Consider the following 19,499-nt stretch of genomic DNA (forward strand, 5'->3'; position numbering starts at 1 on the left):
GGGCCTCGCAGGGTGGCGAACGGACCCGGCGCCTCGCATTGCGTCCTCACCCGGTCGTGCGCCTCGACGTCGCGGTGCCGCCTCAGCCGACCCGTATCCACACCGGCGCGTGATCCGAGCCGGGGGCACCCCGGCGCTCCGAGGGGTCGGGTCCGACCGACGGGAGGCCGGGCGGGCCCTCGCCGGGCAGCCCCGCGCCCGCCGCGGTCACCCGGTGTGCCAAGCGGTGGCTCACCAGCACATGGTCGATCAGTTCGCGTCGCCCGGAGTTGACGCGGGACCAGCGCTGTCCGGGCGGAATGAGCGGGGCCACGTCCCACAGCCGTGACGCGTCGCCCACGTCGGCCCTGTCGTAGCCCGGCGTGCCGATCTCCGAACCCGGCGGGCCGAGCAGGATCTGGGTGGTCGCCGCCTGCACCTCGTCGTTCAGGTCGCCCAGTACGGCCACGTCCCTGGCCCGCCCGTCGCCGTCCAGCAGTTCGTCCGCGAGGGCGCGCAGGGCCGTCGCCTCGGCGGCCCGCCGGTACAGGGCGTAGGCGCCGTAGCGGGCCCGTTCGCCCTCGTCGCGCGGCTGGAACCGGCCGTCCGGGTACGTCAGCAGCTTCGACTTCAGGTGGCAGACGGCCACGCACAGGGGCCCGTCACCGACCTCCACCGCCAGAAAGCCCCGCCCCGCCCGGGACACCGTCAGCCCCGCGTCGTCCACCTGCACGGGACGCAGCTCCGCCGGGAACGCCGTCGTGTCGGCCACCACCCGCAGCTCGGTACGGCTCAGGAACCCGACCCGTATGCCCCGGCTGTCCGGGTGCTCGGACAGGGCGAGGTGCCAGTCGTCGTCGAGCATCCCGGCCAGGTCCTCCAGGGCCTCGGGGTCGCCGACCTCCTGCACGCCGAGCAGCGTCGGGTCGAGTTCCGTGACGACGGCGGCGAGGGCGGCGAGTTTCGCGTCGTACCCGGCCTCGTCCTTCGGGCCGAACGGGCCACCGGGCCGGTACAGGTTCTCCAGGTTCCACGTGCCGAGCAGCATGCCGGGCTCCTTTCCGAAGCCGACCCCTACGCACCGGTCGTACCTTGGCGTGATGACGCCTTCCGCCGCGGACAGTCCCGCCGAGCTCATCATCAGCGCATGTACCGTCCTCGTGCACGACGATCAAGAACGGATCGGGTTCCGGGAGGACGCCGCGATCGTCGTACGCGGCGGGGCCGTCGAGGCGGTGACGACCACCGCTGCGGTCGCGGACCTCGCCGCCGTCGAGCGCCTCGACGCCCGCGGCCAGGTCGCCCTGCCCGGCCTGATCAACTGTCACACGCACGCGCCGATGGTCGCGCTGCGCGGCCTCGCCGAGGACCTGCCCACCGAGGAGTGGTTCAACGACGTCGTCTGGCCCGTCGAGTCCAACCTCACGGCCGAGGACGTCGAGCTGGGGGCGCGGCTCGCCTGCGCCGAGATGATCCGCGCCGGCGTCACCTGCTTCGCCGACCACTACTTCGCCATGGACGCGGTGGCGCGGGCGGTCACGGAGTGCGGCATGCGGGCGCTGCTGGGCGAGACCTACTTCTCCTCACAGGGCCCCGAAGGCCGGGAGCGGTCCCTGGAGTTCGCGCTGCGCCACCGCGGCTCGGCCGACGGCCGTGTCACCACCGCGCTCGCCCCGCACGCCCCCTACACCGTCGACGACACCGACCTCGCGGCCACCGCGCGGCTCGCCCGCGAACACGCCCTGCCCGTGCACCTCCACGCCGCCGAGAACCGCGACCAGACCGACACCAGCCTCGCCCGCCACGGCGTCACCCCGATCGAGGTCCTCGAACGCACCGGCATCCTCGACACCGACGTGCTCCTGGCCCACGGCACCGGCATCACCGACCGCGACCTCCCCCTGCTGGAACGGGCGGGCGGCCGGACAGCCGTCGCCACCGCGCCCCGCGGCTACCTCAAGTTCGCCTGGCCCGACACCACCCCGGTCCGCGCCCTGCGCGACATCGGCGTCGACGTCGGACTCGCCACCGACGGGGCCGCCTCCAACAACTCCCTGGACGTGTGGGAGTCCATGGCCCTCACCTCGCTGATCCAGAAGTCGTCCGAGGACGACCCCCGCTGGCTGACCTCCCGCCAGGCCCTGCACCACGCCACCCTCCAGAGCGCCCGGGCCGTGGGACTGGGGGACAGCGTCGGCAGCATCGCGCCGGGGCGGAGGGCGGACATCGTCCTGGTCGACCTCACCGGACCGCACACCCAGCCGGTGCACGACCTCGCCGCCACCCTGGTGCACAGCGCCCGTTCCGCCGACGTGCGCACCACGATCGTGGACGGGCGGATCCTGATGCGCGACCGGGAGCTCCTGACGATCGACGTGCCGGCGGTGGTGCGGGAGCTGGAGCGGCGCCTGCCCGCGCTCGTCGACCGCGGCCACGGCCGGCGCGTCCAGACGTACGACACCTGACTTCCGCGCCCGGGGGCCGGCCGCACTGCCGGTGACGTACGCGGAAAAAACTTCGTGAGCCGGCGATGAGTTCCGCCCCTTCCCACGGTCACCCACCCGAACGGAGCCGTAGGACAGGCGGGGCCCATGTCGCTTCCGGAGATCGTCTCCCGCGAGCGGTGGCGCGCGGCGCGCGCGGAACTGCTGGTCAAGGAGAAGGCCGCCACGCGCGCGCGGGACGCGCTCAACGCGGAGCGGCGCGGACTGCCCATGGTGGAGATCGACGAGGAGTACGTGTTCGAGGGCGGGGACGGAAAGGCCACGCTGCTCGACCTGTTCGAGGGGCGGCACCAGCTCGTCGTCTACCACTTCATGTTCGCGCCCGAGTGGGACGCCGGCTGCCGCAGATGCTCCGGATTCCTGGATCAAATAGGGCATCTCGCTCATCCACACCTACTCGACGTACGAGCGCGGTCTCGACGGCCTCGGCTCGACCACCAGCCTGCTGGACCTCACGGCACTGGGCCGGCAGGAGGGATGGGAGAAGCCGGCGGGGCGTGCGTCGGCTCTCGGTGCCCCTGCGGGGAGTGAGCGGATCCGGTATCACGACGAGTACGAAGATTGATACGGAAGGTGAACACATACGCCAAGAGGCTGAGAGGTTGGTCACACTTGGCGGTGAACGAGTGTCAACTACGTCTCAGAACCGTCACTTCGCGAGCCGTTCACCCCATGGTTGGCGTTTAACTCTACGAGTACAGCGCTACATGGAGGTGCAGGGTGGTGAACGGGCGAACGGTGCTCGAGCGCTTTCCCGCCGGTGGGCCGCGTGGCTCCTGGCCGGCGGAGGAGTTCGCGCAGGCGCGGCGTCTGGAAGGCCTGCCCGCCGAGGTTGTCATGGACCTCGCGACAGACATGTTCCTGGTGATCGTGCGCAGCGGGGACGGCGCGGACGCCACCGCCTGACCGGCAGCCCGGCAAGGCGTGGCTCAGCCCGCCTTCGGCGCCGGCACCCTGACGGGAGCGGGCGGCGTGACCGGCGTGGAGGGCGTGGCCGGCTTGGCGAACTGCTCCGCCTGGAGCGCGTACAGCTCGGCGTAGAGGCCGCCGGTCGCCAGCAGCTCGTCCGGCGTCCCGGACTCCACGAGCCGGCCCTGGTCCAGGACGTGCACCAGGTCCGCGTGGCGTACGGACGCCAGCCGGTGCGTGATCAGGACGACCGTCTGACCGCTGTCCGCCAGGGCCCGGATCCGCTCGAAGACCTCCAGCTCTGCCCGGGCGTCCAGCGCCGCCGTCGGCTCGTCCACGATCAGGATGCGGCCCCTGCGGTACGCCGCGCGGGCGATGCCCAGCCGCTGCCACTGGCCCCCCGACAGTTCGTGCCCGCCGCTGAAGTTGCGGGCGAGCAGTGTGTCCAGCCCACGCGGCAGGTCCGCGATGACCGTCTCCGCCCCGGCCTCGGCGATCGATGTCGCCAGCCGCTCCTCGCACACCGGCGCCGACGTGCGACCCAGGGCGACGTTCACCCGGGCCGTGAACGGCCAGCGCTTGAAGTCCTGGGCCACCATCGCGATCCGCTCCGCCAGCCGGTGCCGGTCCGCGGTCGCCGCGTCCACGTCGTCCCACAGGATCCGCCCCCGCTCCGGGGTGTAGAGCCCGGCGAGCAGTTTGACCAGAGTGGTCTTGCCGGAGCCGTTCTCGCCGACCAGCGCCACGATCCGGCCCAGCGGGAGGGTGAGCGTCACGTCGTCGAGGGCGGGCCGGGCGGACTCGCCCGGGTAACGGAACGTGACGTTCTCGAAGCGGATCTCGCGCGGGTTCTCCGGCAGCGCCCGCCCTCCCACCGGGATGGCCCGCTGCGCCGCCTCCGTGTACAGCCGTTGCAGGTCGCCGACGAAGAGGGCCTCCTCGTGCAGCGCGTTGACCTCCACCACGAGCGTGTCGAGGCTCTGGGAGCCGGTACGGATCGCGATCACGGCCGTACCCGCCACCGACAGGGCCATCGCCCCCGCCAGCAGCAGCCCGCCGAGCGTCGCGTACGTCGCCACCGTCGCCAGGCCCGTCCACGCCGCGGCGATCAGCCCGGTGCGCGCGGCGAGCCGGGCGAGGCGGGCCTGCTCGGCCTCGGCCGTCTCGGACATCGCACGGAAGTGCCGCAGCAGGAACGCGCCCACGCCGTGCACCCGGATCTCGGGCGCGGCCTCGGGCTCGATCAGCAGGTTGCCGAGCAGATGGCCCGCGCGTACGTGCTGCACCCAGGTGTGGAAGGACTCGTAGCGCCGCCGGGCCACGGTCAGGGCACTCCACGCGCTCGGCACCGTCATCGTCACCAGCAGCGGCAGAAGCGCCGGGTGCAGCACGGTCAGCACGCCGGCCGCCGCGACCAGCGAGATCATCGCGTTGATCACCCGCGTCCCGTACATGATCATCCGGCGGGCGGATGCGGCGCCGTACTGGGCGGTGTCCAGCAGCTTGTGGAAGGCGTGATCCTCGATCGCGGCCAGCTCGACGGCCGCGGCCCGCTCCAGGTAGAGCTCGGTCGCCACCCGTTCCACCTTGGGCTCAAGGCGGCCGGTGGCGTACGTGCTCGCGGCCCGCAGCAGTGCCGCGAGCAGCATCACGACGGCCACCGTCACCAGCGCGGGCACGGCTCCGCGCAGCCGGTCCCCGATCGGGCCGCCGCCCATCAGCCCGGCCAGCACGCTGTTGACCGCGAGCAGGCTCACCGCCTGCGCCACACCCCGGCCGGCCTCGGCGGCCAGGACGATCCGGGCGGCCCCCCGGTCGGCCTGCCGGGCGAGCCGCAGGCTGGACGTCAGCAGGGACGGCAGCCTGGTGATCATGGCTCGGAAGTTCAGTTCCAGGAACGCGTCGGCGTGCTGGTTCCAGCCCATGTCGTAGCGCAGCGGTCCGCCGAAGAGCAGCCGCTCCGACTCGGACACCTCCGGCGCGGTCCGCTTCTTCCCCACGGTCGACCGACCTCCCCCACCTCGTGCCCCGCTTGTGAGGCGGACCACTATGGCGGGGGCGGAGCCCGTCCGGGCAGGGCGCAGCCCGGGGCGCCGGATGCGCGCGGGCGCACGACCTGACCGGGGGAGGCGTGGGGCGGTGCGGGGTCGTGGTGTGGTGCGGGAGAGTGAGCGTTCGCTCGGCTGCTCGACCGGGCTGGGGTGCTCGTCGGGTCTGGTGGTGCCCGGTCGGCCCCGTGTTCGTCCGGTCCTACGCGCTGACCTGTCGCGACCAGGCCGGAGCCGTTCCCGTCACGCGGCACAGAGCCAGGTACAGCGGGATCGGCGGGGTGTACGGAAGCGTGCCGTCCGGGCGGTGGATCAGGTCGGGGAGCCGTGGCAGGTCCGGGACGACCGCGCCGTTGGCGTAGTGCGCGGGGGCCGGCCACTCCAGGGCGTGGTCGGAGTCGGACGGCACCAGCCACCACCAGGTCGTCCCGTCGGCGTAGACGCAGCCCACGCGGGGCAGCCGGGGCATGACCAACGGGCCGAGACGGGCGGGTACGGCGATCGCGTCGCAGCCGAGCGGGGCGGTCATGCCGTCGGGCACGGGCAGGCGCAGTGCCCGGCTCGGTGCGCGCAGCCCGTGCTGGAGGCGGGCCAGGGTGTCCAGGTTCAGGACGCGGCCGGCGCGCCCGGGGCTCATACGGGCCTCCGCTGTCCGCGCCGCTCCTGCGCGGGGACCTGGTCCATGCCCTTGGTGTGACGTGCCGGGTGCGCCTCGTCCCCGTCGCCCCGGCCGTCGGACGGGCCCGGCTTCGGACGGGCGCCCCAGCCGAGGTCGTTCCGGGGCTCCGGCGGCTCGTGCGGAGTGTCCGCCGTCCGCGGCAGTTCGGCCCAGACCAGCAGCCCGGGGCCGTGTTCATGGGCACCCCAGGCGTCGCAGAGGGCGTCGACGAGGAGCAGTCCCCTCCCGTGCTCCTCCTCGGGCCGGGTGCGGCCGGCCGCGTGGGGCTGGCCCGGTGCGCAGCCCTCGTCACGCACGGCTATCCGCACCAGGTCGTCGCCGTCGTGCAGCTCGCACACGATGTGCGTGCTCGCCGTGTGCACGATGGCGTTCGTGACCAGCTCGGAGACCACCAGGGCCGCGCTGTCGCAGGTGTCCTCGCACACCGACCAGCCGGTCAGCCGGGCCCGCGTCAGGCGTCTGGCCTGTGCGGGGGAACCCGGGTGTGCGGCCAGTTCGAAACGGAACCGGCGCCCGGCGGCGGCCCCCGCGGGGACTGCTTCCGTGGCGGTACCGAGGCCGTGAGGGCCTGCGGCGGCATCTGTTCCTAAGGGCGCGGACGGAATCACGCTTGCCACTATCGCCGCGCCGTGAACACTTGGCAAGTGTCACTCTGAAAATTGCAGAGTGCTGTGTGACGGTCTGGAAGGCCGTGGCACACTGCTCGCAACAGCACCCCGCGCGGCGCCAGTTGAGATCGTCGAAGAACTGTTCGGAACGTTTGTTCGGAAACTTGGTTACTTCGGTCAGGGTCTTCGCATGGCGCCGCCGGGCTGTCAGCGTTCTTGTGTGGCCGGTTCGTCAGAACTCTTGGTGGAGGTGGAGCGTGAGTGAACCGCGGTCCGCGCCGACGGTCGGTCAGGTCGTCCTCGGCCGGCGCCTGCTGGACCTGCGGGAGAGCGCCGGGATGAAGCGCGAGGAGGCCGCCCGCATCCTCCGTGTCGCTCCCGCCACCGTCCGCCGTATGGAGATGGCCGAGGTCGCGCTCAAAATCCCGTACCTGCAACTGCTCCTGAAGGCCTACGGAATCTCCGACGAGGAGGCCGACGCCTTCGTCCAGCTGGCCGAGGAGGCCAACAAGCCCGGCTGGTGGCAGCGTTTCCACGACATTCTGCCCGGCTGGTTCTCGATGTACGTGAGCCTGGAGGGCGCGGCCGGCGTCATCCGCAGCTACGAGCCCCATTTCGTCCCCGGGCTGCTCCAGACCGAGGACTACGCGCGCGGAGTGCTCCGCTCGGGCGCCATAGGGCAGACCCGGCCCGACGACATCGAGCGTCATGTCGCCCTGCGCATGCGGCGCCAGAAACTGCTCACCCGGACGGACGCGCCCCGGTTGTGGGTCGTGATGGACGAGACCGTGCTGCGGCGCCCGGTCGGCGGCCCGGAGGTGATGCGTGCCCAGATCGACAGACTGCTCGAGGCCACGAAGCTGCCCAACGTGACGCTGCAGGTGGCCCCGTTCGAGGCCGGGCCGCACCCGGGTACGTACGGGCCGTTCGTGCTGTTCCGATTCGCCATGCCCGAACTTCCGGACATGGTCTACAGCGAGTACCTGACCGGCGCGGTCTACCTGGACGCGCGCGCCGAGGTGGCGACCCACCTCGAGGTCATGGACCGCATGGCGGCGCAGGCCGCTACGGCACATCGCACGAAGGAGATCCTCCGGGATCTCCGCAAGGAGCTCTGAATGGATCGCATCAAGCCGCGCAAACAGGTCTACAACGGCATGCCCGCGCGTGACTTGGGCAGCGAAGGCTGGCACAAGCCCTGGAGCGGTGGGAACGGCGGGAACTGCCTGGAGGCGATGAAGCTCGCCGACGGCCGGATCGCCGTCCGTCAGTCCACCGACCCCGACGGCCCGGCGCTGATCTACACCACCGCCGAGATGACGGCCTTCATCGAGGGGGCCAAGGCGGGGGACGCGGACTTCCTGCTGTCGTGAGGTGCTCGCCGTTGTTCTCGCTCAACTTCCATCTCGCTCAACTTCCATACGGTGGTGCTGAATCGACCACCCCTCGCGCCTTACGGAGTGCCTCATGACCGGGCAGAACCCCGCCTCGGCCGTCCAGATCGACACGACCAGACCCCATCCCGCGCGGATGTACGACTGGTACCTCGGCGGCAAGGACAACTACCCGGTCGACGAGGAGATGGGCCGGCAGATGCTCACCCTCGACCCGAGGGTGCCGGTCATGGCCCGGGTCAACCGCGCCTTCATGCAACGGGCCACGCGCTGGCTGGCGCAGAGCGGCGTACGGCAGTTCCTCGACGTCGGCACCGGCATCCCGACCGAGCCCAACCTGCACCAGGTCGCCCAGGGAATCGCCCCCGACACCCGGGTCGTCTACTGCGACAACGACCCCATCGTGCTGGCCCACGCGGCCGCCCTGCTGCGCGGCACGGACGAGGGGGCCACCGAGTATCTCCAGGCCGACGTGCGTGACCCGGACGCCGTCCTGGAGGGCGCGAGGAAGGTCCTCGACCTCACCCGGCCCGTCGCGCTGTCGCTCGTCGCCCTGCTGCATTTCGTCTCCGACGAGGACGGCGCCCACGACCTGGTGCGTCGCCTGCTCGCCGAACTGCCCTCCGGCAGCTACCTGGTCATCACCCACGCCACCGCCGACTTCACTCCGGAGGAGTCGAAGGCGGCCACCGAGAAGCTGCGCGCCGCCGGCGTCACCCTGGCCCTGCGTTCCCGCGAGGAGTTCACCCGCTTCTTCGACGGCCTCGACCTCGTCGAGCCCGGCATCGAGGTGCCCCACCGCTGGCACCCCGAACTGGGTGAGCCGGTGCCCGGCCAGGACGACGGGGTGATCCCGGGGTACGGGGCGGTGGCGCGCAAGCCGTAGGACCCCGAGGGCTTCCCGGTCGGGCTTCGGGCCGGTCAGGGCGGTGGCAGTGCTCGGCACAGCGCCTCCAGGGCCGGCCCGTACGCATGCTCGGAGGGGGTCGCGTACCCCACGACCAGGCCGTCGCCCGCCGCCGTGTCCGCGGCCGGGTGCCGGAACGCGGCGAGGCCGTCGAGACAGACGCCCTGCCAGACGGCGGCCTTGACCGCGGAGGCCTCGGTGCCGGGCGGCAGCCGCAGCACCGCGTGCAGACCGGCCGCGACGCCGGTGACCTCGATGTGCGGCGCGTGCGCGGCGAGCGCCGCGACCAGCCGGTCCCGGCGGCGCCGGTACCGCTGCCGCATACGCCGTACATGACGGTCGTACGCCCCGGAGGTGATGAAGTCGGCGAGGCACAGCTGGTCGAGGACGCTCGCCCACGCCTCCCGTTCCCCCTTGGCGGCCAGAACGGCGCCGACGTGGCGCTCCGGAAGCACCATCCAGCCCAGCCGCACCGCCGGTGACAGGCTCTTGCTGACCGAGCCGATGTGGATCACGTGCTCGGGGTCGAGTCCCTGCACCGCGCCGACCGGCTTGCGGTCGTAGCGGAACTCCCCGTCGTAGTCGTCCTCCAGGACCAGCCCGCCACGCGTGCGTGCCCAGTCGATCACGGCCGTCCGGCGCGCGGGCTGCAGCGGCCCCCCGGTCGGGAACTGGTGCGCCGGGGTGAGCAGCACGGCTCGCTCGTGCCCCAACCGGTCGACCCGGGCGCCGTGTTCGTCGAGAGGGAGCGGCACGGTCCGCACACCGGCGGCGGCGAGGACCTCCCGGTGGAACCCGAGCCCGTACGCCTCCACCGCCAGGGGCCCGCGCAGGACGCCGCCTCCGAACAGCAGCCGCAGCGCATGCGCGAATCCGGAGCAGATCACGATCCGGCCCGGCTCGGTCCGCACGCCACGCGCGCGTGCCAGGTACTCCGTGAGCGCCTCCCGCAGTTCCGCCCGGCCGGCGGGGTCACCCGGGCCGAACACCTCGTTGGGGGCCTGCTGGAGGGCCCTTCGGTAGGAGGCCAGCCAGGCGGTGCGCGGGAACGCCGAGGCGTCCGGGGTGCCCTGCGTCAGGTCGTGCCGGGGTCCACGCACGCGTGGCGGTGCCTTCCGGGGCACACGAGCGGCCGGCCGCAGCGGCTGCGCACGCTCCGCCACCCGGGTGCCCGAACCCTGACGTGCGGTGAGCCAGCCCTCCGCGACGAGTTCCGCGTACGCGTCGGCCACCGTGTTGCGGGCGACACCGAGGTCGGCAGCGAGCGACCGGTACGGCGGCAGCCGCGTGCCCGGAGCGAGCCGCCCGCTGCGTACGGCCTCGCGCAGGGCACGGATCAGCGCCGCACGCCGACCACCCGGCCCGGTCAGCTCCAGATGGAGGTCGGCCCCGATCCGTTCCGCGGAATTGACCCATGAATCAGCCACAGAAGTGCACCCTACAGCGGGTCTTTCCGGCCCATAGGTTGAAGGACATGACGACGAACACGCACACGACGCCGAACACGAACACGGACCCCGCGCAGGTGAAGGCGCCCCGGCTGGAGTTCGCCAAGTCCGCCCCGAAGGCCTTCCGGGCCCTCGTCGCCTTCGACGCCGCCGCTCGTGAGGGCCTCGACCCGGCCCTCGTCGAACTGATCCAGATCCGCGCCTCGCACCTCAACCACTGCGCGTACTGCCTCCACATGCACACGGGCGACGCCCGCAAGGCCGGTGAGAGCGAGGACCGGCTGCACATGGTCGCCGTGTGGCGCGAGGCCCGCCACTTCTTCACCGAGCGGGAGCAGGCGGCCCTGGCCCTCACGGAGGCGATGACCCTCGTGGCCGACGCGGGCGTCCCGGACGACGTCTACGCACAGGCCGCGACCCACTTCGACGAGCGGGAACTGGCCCAGGTGCTCGCCCTGATCTGCACGATCAACACGTGGAACCGGGTGGCGCTGTCGACCGGGAAGGTGGCCGGCAGGGACGAGCGGTGACGTTCCGGTGGCCCGGGCCCGGTGGCGCGGTGGCCTGGTGTCCGGGCGGGCCTCATGCCCGGGGCGCTAGACCACCATGGGCCGGTCGTACGGCCCGATCGGAGCGGGCAGCGTCGAACCGCCCGTCAGGTGGCGGTCGACGGCGGCCGCCACCGCCCGCCCCTCGGCGATCGCCCAGACGATGAGCGACTGGCCCCGTGCGGCGTCTCCCGCGGCGAAGACGCCCGGCACGTTCGTGGCGAAACCGGCGTCACGCGTGATCGTGCCCCGGGGCTCCATCTCCAGCCCCAGCTGGTCGACGAGCCCGTCCTGCCGGTCGGGCCCGGTGAAGCCGAGGGCGAGCAGCACGAGGTCGGCGGGGAGCGTCCGCCCGGTGCCTTCCACCGGGCGGCGCCGCGCGTCCACCTCGACCAGGTGCAGCGACCGCACGTGTCCCTCCCCGTCCCCGTCGAGGCGCAGCGTGGACGCAGCGAACAGCCGCGCGTCCGCGTCCGCGACCGGAGCCGTCCGCAGGTCACCGGCCTCCTCGTGGGCGGCGGACAACCGGTAGACCCGCACCGGGTAGGTCGGCCAGGGCTCGGTGTCCTCGTCGCGCTGCGCGCCGGGCAGCGCGTAGATGTCCAGCTGGGTCACGGAGGCGGCGCCCTCCCGCACGGCCGTGCCCAGACAGTCCGCCCCGGTGTCGCCGCCGCCGATGATGACGACGTGCCGACCGGCGGCCGACAGCGGGGACGTCTCCAGATCGCCCTCGCGGACACGGTTGGACAGCGGGAGGTACTCCATCGCCTGGTGAACTCCCGTCAGCTCCCTTCCCGGCACGGGCAGTTCACGCCAGGCGGTCGCCCCCGTGGCGATCACCACGGCGTCGTAACGACTCCGCAGGTCGGCTGCCCCGACATCCCGTCCGACCGCCGTCGACGTACGGAACTTGGTCCCCTCGGCCAGCATCTGCTCCAGCCGCCGCTCCAGGTGGTGCTTCTCCATCTTGAACTCGGGGATGCCGTACCGCATCAGCCCGCCGGGCCGGTCGTCCCTCTCGTACACGGCGACCGTGTGCCCGGCCCGGGTGAGCTGCTGGGCCGCGGCCAGTCCGGCGGGCCCCGAACCGACGACCGCGACCGTCTTGCCGGACAGCCGCTCCGGCGGCCGTGGCGGCGCGAAGCCCTCCTCCCAGGCCCGGTCGGCGATCGCGCACTCGACGTTCTTGATGGTGACGGCCGGCTGGTTGATCGCCAGTACACACCCCGCCTCGCACGGCGCCGGGCACAACCGGCCGGTGAACTCGGGGAAGTTGTTGGTGGCGTGCAGCCGGTCGGCCGCCGCCCGCCAGTCCTCCCTGGACACCAGGTCGTTCCAGTCGGGGATCAGGTTGCCCAGCGGGCAGGCCTCGTGGCAGAAGGGGACACCGCAGTCCATGCAGCGGTCGGCCTGCTTGCTGATGATCGGCAGCAGCGCCCCGGGTACGTAGACCTCGTTCCAGTCGCGCACCCGCTCCTCGACGGGTCTGCGCGGCCACTCCCGGCGGGGGGTGGTCATGAAACCCTTGGGATCGGCCATGGCCGTCTTCCTTGCGTACGCGTGTCGCGGGCCGTGCGTCGCCGGGCGGCACTCCTGCGGCCACGATACGTCCGCTGCGGCCCGGCCGCAGGGTGGCGGACAGCACGTTCTCGCAGGCCGGAGGCGTCAGGTGAGCGCCAGCACGAACGCCACCGCCGCCCCGGCCGAGGCGGCCGTGCGGACGTGGTTCCACATCGTCCACTCACGCACGTACACCGGCCAGTACGCCGCCCCCTCCGACGTGCCCGGATCCAGCCCGAGCAGCGTGTCGTTGCGCGGCACGTTCGCGACCATGGTGACCCCGAACGAGCCGAACAGGTACAGCGCGCTGCCCACCAGCAGCTCGACCGTCCCCTCGTCCGGCCACAGCACGAACGTCACCACGGCGATCACCGCGCACACCAGGGCCGTACCGAGGAAGACCACCATGAAGGGCGGTGTCACCGCCGCCACGTTGATCGCGTTCATCGCGGCCACCCCCTGCGCGGGCGGCAGCGCGGCGAGGCCCCGCATGACGAAGGTCGAGAAGCCGCAGAACACCCCGGCCACCAGACCGGTCCCGAGCACGCCCAGCACCGTCAGTACGAAGTACGGTCCGTCGATCATGTCAGGCTCTCCCGCCCGTAGAGCCGGGATCCTGCCCGGCACCCTTCCTCACCACAAGTGAATAGCCGTACGAGCACGGTGACCATGGCTGAGCGGCGCGGGGGCATGCGCGAACGTCCAGGACTCGCCGACCGGCTCTGACCTGGGCCTGACGGGCCGGTCGGCGCGCGTGGCCCACCGTACGGCCGACCTCGCACACCGGTGCGGCGACCTGCCGAGGAGTCGCGCGGCAGGCTCCCGCACGCCGGGGCCCTCGCCGTTCACCCCGTGGAACCGAGCCCCTCCACCGCCCACCCCCTCAGCACCGTCTCCACCATCGGCGCGATCCGCCGCCGCGCCTCGTACCGCGGTACGCCACTCATCAGCAGCCGGTCGTACGGCGTGTCCAGATGCCGCACGGACGCCACGACCGCCGAGGTCACGGCCCCCTCGGTCAGCGCCCGCCCCGCCGCGCTGCGCCCCACCCGCCCGCTGCCCCGCTCCGCGGCGTGCGCGGCGACGGCCTGTGCCCGCGCGGCCGGGCACCCGGGAAACAGCCGCCGTATCTCCGCCGCGAACGCCTGGACGAACAGCTCGTCCTGGGCCGCCCGCCGCCGTGCGTCCCGCACCCGGCGCTGCCGTCGGGCCTCCGCGTCGGCGAGGCACCGCTGCTCCGCCCTCGCCAGTGCCGCCTCCTCGACCAGAACGCCCTGCCGTTCGTAACGGCTCTTGCGCCGGTTGAACCGCACGACCACCGCCGACAGCCCGCTCTCCTCCCGCGCTCTGCGGGTCAGCGCGGTGTCGCCGCGCGGCACGAACACCAGATGCGCGAGGTCGGCGCAGTCGAGGCACCGCGGGGCGCCGTCCTCCAGGACGAGCAGCGGCAGCGGCCCTTGCCGGCACTCGGCGCAGTGCCGCCTCCTGAGGGGCTGAAAGGCGAGAAGTCCGGTGTGGGGCGGGAGCGTCGCACGCGGGGCCATGTGTGGTTCATTCCCCCGCGGACCGCGCCCGGCACGCCTGCCGTGGCCTGGCGCATCATGGGCCTGTGCGACTCGAAGCGATCACCTGGGACAGGCTCGGCGACCTGCTCGCCGAGCGTCTGCTCGACCTGAAGCCCGCCGACGGCAGCCCCTGGCCGCGCATCGCCTTCGACGGCGCCCCCGCCGCGCGCCCGGGGGACCTCGCCCAGCGCGTCTCCGAGGCGCTGCGCATCCGCGGCCGCTCCTCCCTCGTCGTCGGTACGGAGGGCTTCCTGCGCCCCGCCTCCGTGCGACTGGAGTACGGCCACCGGGACGTGGAGTCCTACTACAGCGGTTGGTACGACACCGGCGCCCTGTGGCGCGAGGTGTTCGGCCCGCTCGAAGCCGGCGGCGACGGCAGTGTCCTGCCCGACCTGTGGGACCCGGCCGCCGACCGGGCCACCCGCAGCCCCAAGGTCCGACTCCCGCCCGGCGGCGTGCTGTTGCTGCACGGGCCCTTCCTCCTCCGGCACTGGTTCCCCTTCGATCTGAGCGTCCACGTCCTGCTCTCCCCGGGCGCCCTGCGCCGCCGCACACCCGAGGCCGAGCACTGGACCCTCCCGGCCTTCGAGCGCTACGAGCAGGAGACCGGCCCGGCCGGCGCGGCCGACGTCCTGGTACGGGCCGACGATCCGCGCCACCCGGCATGGGGCGGCTGAGCCGCTGCCGGGCCGGCGCGGGACGCCGTTCCGTGTGCGAGGGCCGGACCGCGCGGCAAGAATGAAGAGCGTCGGGACTCGCGGTGCGTCCCGTACCGCGCCGGCCGTCCGGCACCGGGAGGTACTTCATGACCACCGCCGGAGACATCATGCACCGCGGCGCCCAGTGGATCCCCGCCCACGAGACCCTGGACCGCGCCGCCCAGCTCATGCGTGAACTGAACGTCGGGGCGCTGCCCATCAGCGACGAGAACGAACGGCTCTGCGGCATCCTCACCGACCGCGACATCGTCGTCGGCTGCGTCGCCATGGGCCACGACCCGGCCCGGGTGACAGCGGGCGAGATGGCCAAGGGCACGCCCCGCTGGATCGACGCGAACGCCGATGTCGGTGAGGTCCTCCGCGAGATGCGGGAGCACCAGATCCGCCGGCTGCCCGTGATCGAGGACAAGCGCCTGGTCGGCATGATCAGCGAGGCCGACCTGGCCCGGCATCTGGCGGACGACCAGATCGCCTCCTGGGCCGGGAGCGTCTACGCCCGGACCGTTCGGGGCTGACCTCGCGGGCCGCCCCGGTCGGCCGCGATCACTCCGCGGTCGCCCCGCAGGTCCCGGTCGTCGTCAGAGCCAGCCGCTGCGCCGGAAGCCCCGGTACAGCACCAGGCACGCGACGGATATGACGCCGATGACCATGCCGTAGCCGTATCGCCAGTGCAGTTCCGGCATGTGGTCGAAGTTCATGCCGTACACCCCGCAGACCATCGTCGGCACGGCGATGATCGCGGCCCACGCCGTGATCTTCCGCATGTCCTCGTTCTGCGCGACCGTGACCTGCGCGAGGTGCGCCTGAAGGATGGAGTTGAGCAGTTCGTCGAAGGCGGCGATCTGCTCCTTCGCGCGCAGCAGATGGTCCGAGACGTCGCGGAAGTACGCCTGTATCTCCGGGTCGACCGTCCGGATCGGCCGTGTGGCGAGATCCTCCAGGGGCCGGCTGAGCGGCACCACCGCCCGCTTCAGCTCGAGGAGTTCACGCTTGAGCTGGTAGATGCGCCCGGGATCCGCCCGTGCGCCGGTCTCCGCGAACACGTCCGTCTCGACCTGGTCGATGTCCTCCTGGACCGAGTCCGTGACGGTCAGGTAGTCGTCCACCACATGGTCCGCGATGGCGTGCAGGACCGCGGACGGGCCTTTGGCGAGCTGGCGGGGGTCCGACTCCAGTTCCTCGCGCAGCGGTCCCAGCGAGCCGTGCCGGCCGTGCCGCACCGTGATCACGAAGTCGCGGCCGACGAAGACCATGATCTCGCCCGTGTTCACCACCTCGCTGGTGGCCGTGAGCTCCTCGTGCTCCACGTAGCAGACCGTCTTGAACACCGCGAACAGCGTCTCGCCGTACCGCTCCAGCTTGGGGCGCTGGTGGGCCTCGACGGCGTCCTCGACGGCCAGCGGGTGCAGGTCGAAGAGTTCGGCGATGCCCGCGATCTCCTGGTCGGTCGGCTCGTGCAGACCGAGCCAGACGAAGCCCTCCCGGCTCTTGCGCATCTGCTCCACGACGTCCACCAGGTCTCCGCGCGCGGGGGTGCGGACACCGTCCCGGTACGTCACGCAGTTCACCACCGAGGAGCCCAGCGGGGAGCGGGCCGGGTGACTCAGGTCGACGCGCGGGCGTCGCCGAGCCAGCCGAGCCACCTTGCGGAGGCCGCCGACCCCACCGAGGCTCGTGACCTTCCGCAGATTCCCTGCCATGGACATCTGGATCTCCTTGCGTGGATCTCCTCGCGCCGTTCCTGCGCCTTGGCGCGCCAGTCTGCCAGGCCGACGTGAGCTGCGGGTAAGCCTGTGGAAACGGCTCGTTCCGCTTTGTTCCCGGCTGTGGAGAAGCCGTCGGCGCCGTGGGCCAAGCCATCGGCGCCTGCCGGACACGGTGATGCCGACGAAGGCAGCGACGCGTGCCGACGCGGTGCGGTTCTCCGTGTCGGAGCGTCGACCATCACGGACAAGTGGGACAACTGGGATGATCACGGCATGACGCGAACCGATGGGTACCTCCTCGACAACAGGCAGACCGAGGCGGCAGAGCACTTCAGCGCCTTCGCCGCTCTCTTCGACCCCACGACGTTCCAGCATCTCGAGGCACTCGGCGTCGGATCCGGCTGGCGGTGCTGGGAGGTCGGTGCCGGCGGCATCTCCGTGGTGTCCTGGCTGGCGAAGAAGGTCGGCCCGACCGGCCGCGTCGTCGCGACCGACGCCGATCCCGACCGGCTCTTCCCGGCCCCCCGTCCGCCCGTCCGGATGCTCGTGCACGACCTGGTCGGGCAGGAGCCGCCGGGGGAGGGCTTCGACCTGGTGCACGCACGCCTCGCGCTCGTCCACACGCCCGACCGGGAACGGGCGCTGCGGACCATGGTCAAGGCGCTGCGCCCCGGCGGCCGCCTCCTCGTCGAGGACGCCGACCCCGCCCTCCAGCCCCTGCTCTGCCCCGACGAGTGCGGCTCCGAGCAACAGCTCGCGAACCGGCTGCGGCAGGGCTTCCGGCGACTGCTCGCCGACCGCGGGACCGAGCTTCCCTGCGGCCGCACCCTCCCGCGCCTGCTGCGGGAGGCCGGCCTGACCCGCGTGCAGGCCGACGCCTATTTCCCCATCGCCTCGCCGGCCTGTGCCGCCCTGGAGTCCCTCACCATCCGCCAGATCCGCGACCAGCTGGTCGCCGCGGGCCTCGCCACGGACCAGGACATCAACCGCCACCTCACGAACGTCACGTCCGGCGTCCTCGACCTGACGACGGCTCCGATGATCTCCGCGTGGGGGCGCAAACCGTAGCCCGGGCCGAGCGGGACACGAGACATCAGCCGGACCGGGGCGGTCTGCCGCCCACATGTTCCACCGCCCTCGCGCCCGCCCGGCAGCCCTCCTCCGCCGCCTCCTGCGGGCCGGCACCCGCGAGCAGGGCGGCGAGGAAGGCGCCGGTGAAGGCGTCACCGGCGCCCGTGGTGTCCCGCGGCGTCGCCGGCACGGCCGGAACGCGCGCGTACACCCGTCCCGAACGGGCCACGACCGCCCCCTCATGGCCCTGCTTGGCGACCACCAGCGGAACGCGCAGGCTCAGCTCGGCAGCCGCCTCGGCCGCGTCGCTCCGCCCCGTCAGCAGGCACGCCTCGTCCCGGCTGGGCAGCAGGACGTCCACTCCGTCGGCGAGCGTGAGGAAGCGCTCGGCGCCCAGCTCCTTCAGGAACCCGGCCGAGGCGGGGTCCAGGCTGACCGGCACGCCCCGCGCGCGTGCCGCCTCCAGCGCCACCGCCACCAGGGCGCGACTCGGTTCCGAGAACAGCAGATAACCCGACAGGTGCAGCCGGGCCGCTCCGTCGAGCAGCGCGTCCGACCAGTCGGCCGGTTCGAGCCGCAGCGACGCCCCGCTGTCGGTGAGAAACGTCCGCTCCGCCGAAGCACCCCCGTCGACCAGGCAGATCACCGTGCCGGTCGGCGCCTCCGGGTCGACGACGAGCCGCGGCCGCACACCGTGGGCCGCCAGCTCCCGCTCGTGCCAGGCGGCGGCCTCCGCCCCCACGCGCCCGAGCAGCCGCACCTCCGTCGCACCCCGGTCAGCGGCCCAGCACGCCACGTTGGCACCCGCCCCGCCCGGCACCGTCCGGATCGAGGCAGCCGTGTCCGTCCCGGCCGCGAGGGGCCCCCGGTGCCGTGCCACGACGTCCGTGACGACGTCCCCCACGACCAGCAGCGCCCCACCCTCGCACCCGCCTCCCGTCATCCCCGGACCCAGGCCGCCGCGATCCGCGCCGCCAGGCGTACGTTGCCGCGGACCGCCGCCAAATTGGCGCTCAACGAGGCACCGTCGGTGTGCCGTACCAGGTGATCGAGCAGGAACGGCGTGACCGCCTGGCCGGTGATCCCCTCCGCCTCGCACGCGTGCAGCGCGTCCGCGAGCACCCGCGCGTGCAGCTCCGGATCGAGCTGTTCCGCCTCGGGGACGGGGTTGGCGACGATCAGCGCCGACTCCGGCCCGGCGAGCGCGTCCTGGGCCCGCATGACGCCCGCCACCTGCTCCGGCGACTCCAGTGTCCAGTCCACCGGATGCCCCGAGTCGGACAGGTAGAAGCCGGGGAACCGGCCGGTGCCGTACCCGGCCACCGCGACACCCAGCGTCTCCAGCCGCTGGAGCGTCGCCGGCACGTCCAGGATCGACTTCACCCCGGCACACACCACCGTGATCCGGGTCCGCGCCAGCAGACCCAGGTCGGCCGACTCGTCCTGCGTCACCGTCCACTCCCGGTGCACCCCGCCGAGCCCGCCGGTCGCGAACACCCGTACGCCCGCCAGGGCCGCCAGCAGAGCCGTCGCCGACACCGTGGTCGCCCCGCTCGCCCCGGAGGCCACCGCCAGCGGCAGGTCCCGGTGACCCAGCTTGCGGATCCCGTCCTCGTTCGCGACGCGCTCCAGCTGATCCTTGTCCAGGCCGACTCGAGGCCGCCCGTCCAGCACGGCGATCGTCGCGGGCACCGCGCCCTCCTGCCGTACGGCCGTCTCCAACTCCAGCGCCACCTGGAGGTTGCGCGGACGCGGCAGCCCGTGGGCGATGATCGTGGACTCCAGGGCCACCACGGGTCGACGCGCGTCGATCGCCTCCCGCACTTCTTCGGACACCACCAGCACCACGCGCCT

At 72.7% G+C, this 19,499-nt stretch carries 20 protein-coding genes and 1 pseudogene; 10 read left to right on the forward strand and 11 right to left on the reverse strand.

The annotated features are described in order from the left end of the window. Positions 1–82: 82 nt before the first annotated feature. Positions 83–1,027 (reverse strand): endonuclease/exonuclease/phosphatase family protein, encoded by a 945-nt coding sequence (locus ABZ016_RS14855; RefSeq protein ID WP_356916984.1) that lies wholly within the window; start codon positions 1,025–1,027, stop codon positions 83–85. 52 nt (positions 1,028–1,079) lie between these two features. On the opposite strand from ABZ016_RS14855, the gene ABZ016_RS14860 reads away from it, so the two are divergent. The 3 genes and pseudogenes from ABZ016_RS14860 to ABZ016_RS14870 all read left to right on the forward strand — a co-directional run bounded on the left by ABZ016_RS14860 (position 1,080) and on the right by ABZ016_RS14870 (position 3,389). Continuing rightward, complete coding sequence (locus ABZ016_RS14860; RefSeq protein WP_356916985.1) at positions 1,080–2,444, forward strand: amidohydrolase; 1,365 nt, start codon at positions 1,080–1,082, stop codon at positions 2,442–2,444. Positions 2,445–2,570: 126 nt separating this feature from the next. Further along, positions 2,571–3,048, forward strand: a pseudogene (locus ABZ016_RS14865) (DUF899 family protein). Positions 3,049–3,206: 158 nt separating this feature from the next. Further along, positions 3,207–3,389, forward strand: coding sequence for a hypothetical protein (locus tag ABZ016_RS14870; RefSeq protein WP_003989511.1), 183 nt, complete (start codon positions 3,207–3,209; stop codon positions 3,387–3,389). A gap of 23 nt (positions 3,390–3,412) precedes the next feature. Here the strand turns inward: ABZ016_RS14870 and ABZ016_RS14875 are convergent, their stop codons facing one another. The 3 genes from ABZ016_RS14875 to ABZ016_RS14885 all read right to left on the reverse strand — a co-directional run bounded on the left by ABZ016_RS14875 (position 3,413) and on the right by ABZ016_RS14885 (position 6,736). Further along, positions 3,413–5,392: an ABC transporter ATP-binding protein gene (locus ABZ016_RS14875; RefSeq protein ID WP_356916986.1), complete on the reverse strand. Its 1,980-nt coding sequence runs from the start codon at positions 5,390–5,392 to the stop codon at positions 3,413–3,415. 250 nt (positions 5,393–5,642) lie between these two features. Then, positions 5,643–6,077: a hypothetical protein gene (locus tag ABZ016_RS14880; protein WP_356916987.1), complete on the reverse strand. Its 435-nt coding sequence runs from the start codon at positions 6,075–6,077 to the stop codon at positions 5,643–5,645. Further along, positions 6,074–6,736, reverse strand: coding sequence for an ATP-binding protein (locus ABZ016_RS14885; protein ID WP_356916989.1), 663 nt, complete (start codon positions 6,734–6,736; stop codon positions 6,074–6,076). The genes ABZ016_RS14880 and ABZ016_RS14885 overlap by 4 nt, the downstream gene beginning before the upstream one ends. Before the next feature lie 248 nt (positions 6,737–6,984). On the opposite strand from ABZ016_RS14885, the gene ABZ016_RS14890 reads away from it, so the two are divergent. The 3 genes from ABZ016_RS14890 to ABZ016_RS14900 all read left to right on the forward strand — a co-directional run bounded on the left by ABZ016_RS14890 (position 6,985) and on the right by ABZ016_RS14900 (position 9,007). After that, positions 6,985–7,845 (forward strand): helix-turn-helix transcriptional regulator, encoded by an 861-nt coding sequence (locus ABZ016_RS14890; RefSeq protein WP_356916990.1) that lies wholly within the window; start codon positions 6,985–6,987, stop codon positions 7,843–7,845. Then, positions 7,846–8,100, forward strand: a complete 255-nt coding sequence (locus ABZ016_RS14895) for a DUF397 domain-containing protein (RefSeq protein WP_356916991.1) — start codon at positions 7,846–7,848, stop codon at positions 8,098–8,100. 94 nt (positions 8,101–8,194) lie between these two features. After that, positions 8,195–9,007 carry an SAM-dependent methyltransferase gene (locus tag ABZ016_RS14900; RefSeq protein WP_356916992.1) on the forward strand — a complete coding sequence of 271 codons (813 nt, stop codon included), beginning with the start codon at positions 8,195–8,197 and terminating at the stop codon, positions 9,005–9,007. A 35-nt stretch (positions 9,008–9,042) separates the two neighbouring features. On the opposite strand, the gene ABZ016_RS14905 is transcribed toward ABZ016_RS14900, so the two are convergent. Continuing rightward, the gene (locus ABZ016_RS14905; protein ID WP_356916993.1) at positions 9,043–10,455 is read right to left on the reverse strand and encodes a PLP-dependent aminotransferase family protein; all 1,413 of its coding nucleotides are present in this window, start codon (positions 10,453–10,455) and stop codon (positions 9,043–9,045) included. Between the two features lie 47 nt (positions 10,456–10,502). On the opposite strand from ABZ016_RS14905, the gene ABZ016_RS14910 reads away from it, so the two are divergent. After that, complete coding sequence (locus ABZ016_RS14910; protein ID WP_356916994.1) at positions 10,503–11,006, forward strand: carboxymuconolactone decarboxylase family protein; 504 nt, start codon at positions 10,503–10,505, stop codon at positions 11,004–11,006. 66 nt (positions 11,007–11,072) lie between these two features. Here ABZ016_RS14910 and ABZ016_RS14915 read toward each other — a convergent pair whose 3' ends face one another. The 3 genes from ABZ016_RS14915 to ABZ016_RS14925 form a co-directional block, all read right to left on the reverse strand. Further along, a complete protein-coding gene (locus ABZ016_RS14915; RefSeq protein WP_356916995.1) occupies positions 11,073–12,563 on the reverse strand; it encodes a glutamate synthase subunit beta in 1,491 nt (496 codons plus the stop codon). 126 nt (positions 12,564–12,689) lie between these two features. Next, positions 12,690–13,169: an anthrone oxygenase family protein gene (locus ABZ016_RS14920; RefSeq protein WP_356916996.1), complete on the reverse strand. Its 480-nt coding sequence runs from the start codon at positions 13,167–13,169 to the stop codon at positions 12,690–12,692. 260 nt (positions 13,170–13,429) lie between these two features. Beyond that, positions 13,430–14,128 carry a DUF2293 domain-containing protein gene (locus tag ABZ016_RS14925; RefSeq protein WP_356916997.1) on the reverse strand — a complete coding sequence of 233 codons (699 nt, stop codon included), beginning with the start codon at positions 14,126–14,128 and terminating at the stop codon, positions 13,430–13,432. A gap of 65 nt (positions 14,129–14,193) precedes the next feature. On the opposite strand from ABZ016_RS14925, the gene ABZ016_RS14930 reads away from it, so the two are divergent. After that, positions 14,194–14,826 carry a uridine kinase gene (locus ABZ016_RS14930; RefSeq protein WP_356916998.1) on the forward strand — a complete coding sequence of 211 codons (633 nt, stop codon included), beginning with the start codon at positions 14,194–14,196 and terminating at the stop codon, positions 14,824–14,826. A 128-nt stretch (positions 14,827–14,954) separates the two neighbouring features. After that, positions 14,955–15,383: a CBS domain-containing protein gene (locus ABZ016_RS14935; protein WP_356916999.1), complete on the forward strand. Its 429-nt coding sequence runs from the start codon at positions 14,955–14,957 to the stop codon at positions 15,381–15,383. A 63-nt stretch (positions 15,384–15,446) separates the two neighbouring features. On the opposite strand, the gene ABZ016_RS14940 is transcribed toward ABZ016_RS14935, so the two are convergent. After that, positions 15,447–16,574, reverse strand: coding sequence for a magnesium and cobalt transport protein CorA (locus ABZ016_RS14940; protein ID WP_356917000.1), 1,128 nt, complete (start codon positions 16,572–16,574; stop codon positions 15,447–15,449). Between the two features lie 273 nt (positions 16,575–16,847). On the opposite strand from ABZ016_RS14940, the gene ABZ016_RS14945 reads away from it, so the two are divergent. Further along, positions 16,848–17,642, forward strand: a complete 795-nt coding sequence (locus tag ABZ016_RS14945; protein ID WP_356917001.1) for a methyltransferase — start codon at positions 16,848–16,850, stop codon at positions 17,640–17,642. Positions 17,643–17,667: 25 nt separating this feature from the next. Here ABZ016_RS14945 and ABZ016_RS14950 read toward each other — a convergent pair whose 3' ends face one another. Together ABZ016_RS14950 and ABZ016_RS14955 are read right to left on the reverse strand one after the other, a co-directional pair. Then, a complete protein-coding gene (locus ABZ016_RS14950) occupies positions 17,668–18,588 on the reverse strand; it encodes a PfkB family carbohydrate kinase (RefSeq protein ID WP_356917002.1) in 921 nt (306 codons plus the stop codon). Continuing rightward, a complete protein-coding gene (locus ABZ016_RS14955; RefSeq protein WP_356917003.1) occupies positions 18,585–19,493 on the reverse strand; it encodes a pseudouridine-5'-phosphate glycosidase in 909 nt (302 codons plus the stop codon). Before ABZ016_RS14955 ends, ABZ016_RS14950 begins: the two co-directional genes overlap by 4 nt. Positions 19,494–19,499 lie beyond the last annotated feature (6 nt).

This window comes from Streptomyces sp. NPDC006372, assembly GCF_040612515.1.
Classification (GTDB): Bacteria; Actinomycetota; Actinomycetes; order Streptomycetales; family Streptomycetaceae; genus Streptomyces.

Bases quoted from the DNA above. Each gene is read 5' to 3' on its own strand.
- ABZ016_RS14855 (WP_356916984.1), bottom strand. From the start codon at position 1,027: ATGCTGCTCGGCACGTGGAACCTGGAGAACCTGTACCGGCCCGGTGGC.
- ABZ016_RS14860 (WP_356916985.1), top strand. From the start codon at position 1,080: ATGACGCCTTCCGCCGCGGACAGTCCCGCCGAGCTCATCATCAGCGCA.
- ABZ016_RS14880 (WP_356916987.1), bottom strand. From the start codon at position 6,077: ATGAGCCCCGGGCGCGCCGGCCGCGTCCTGAACCTGGACACCCTGGCC.
- ABZ016_RS14895 (WP_356916991.1), top strand. From the start codon at position 7,846: ATGGATCGCATCAAGCCGCGCAAACAGGTCTACAACGGCATGCCCGCG.
- ABZ016_RS14900 (WP_356916992.1), top strand. From the start codon at position 8,195: ATGACCGGGCAGAACCCCGCCTCGGCCGTCCAGATCGACACGACCAGA.
- ABZ016_RS14910 (WP_356916994.1), top strand. From the start codon at position 10,503: ATGACGACGAACACGCACACGACGCCGAACACGAACACGGACCCCGCG.
- ABZ016_RS14915 (WP_356916995.1), bottom strand. From the start codon at position 12,563: ATGGCCGATCCCAAGGGTTTCATGACCACCCCCCGCCGGGAGTGGCCG.
- ABZ016_RS14920 (WP_356916996.1), bottom strand. From the start codon at position 13,169: ATGATCGACGGACCGTACTTCGTACTGACGGTGCTGGGCGTGCTCGGG.
- ABZ016_RS14925 (WP_356916997.1), bottom strand. From the start codon at position 14,128: ATGGCCCCGCGTGCGACGCTCCCGCCCCACACCGGACTTCTCGCCTTT.
- ABZ016_RS14935 (WP_356916999.1), top strand. From the start codon at position 14,955: ATGACCACCGCCGGAGACATCATGCACCGCGGCGCCCAGTGGATCCCC.
- ABZ016_RS14940 (WP_356917000.1), bottom strand. From the start codon at position 16,574: ATGTCCATGGCAGGGAATCTGCGGAAGGTCACGAGCCTCGGTGGGGTC.
- ABZ016_RS14945 (WP_356917001.1), top strand. From the start codon at position 16,848: ATGACGCGAACCGATGGGTACCTCCTCGACAACAGGCAGACCGAGGCG.
- ABZ016_RS14950 (WP_356917002.1), bottom strand. From the start codon at position 18,588: ATGACGGGAGGCGGGTGCGAGGGTGGGGCGCTGCTGGTCGTGGGGGAC.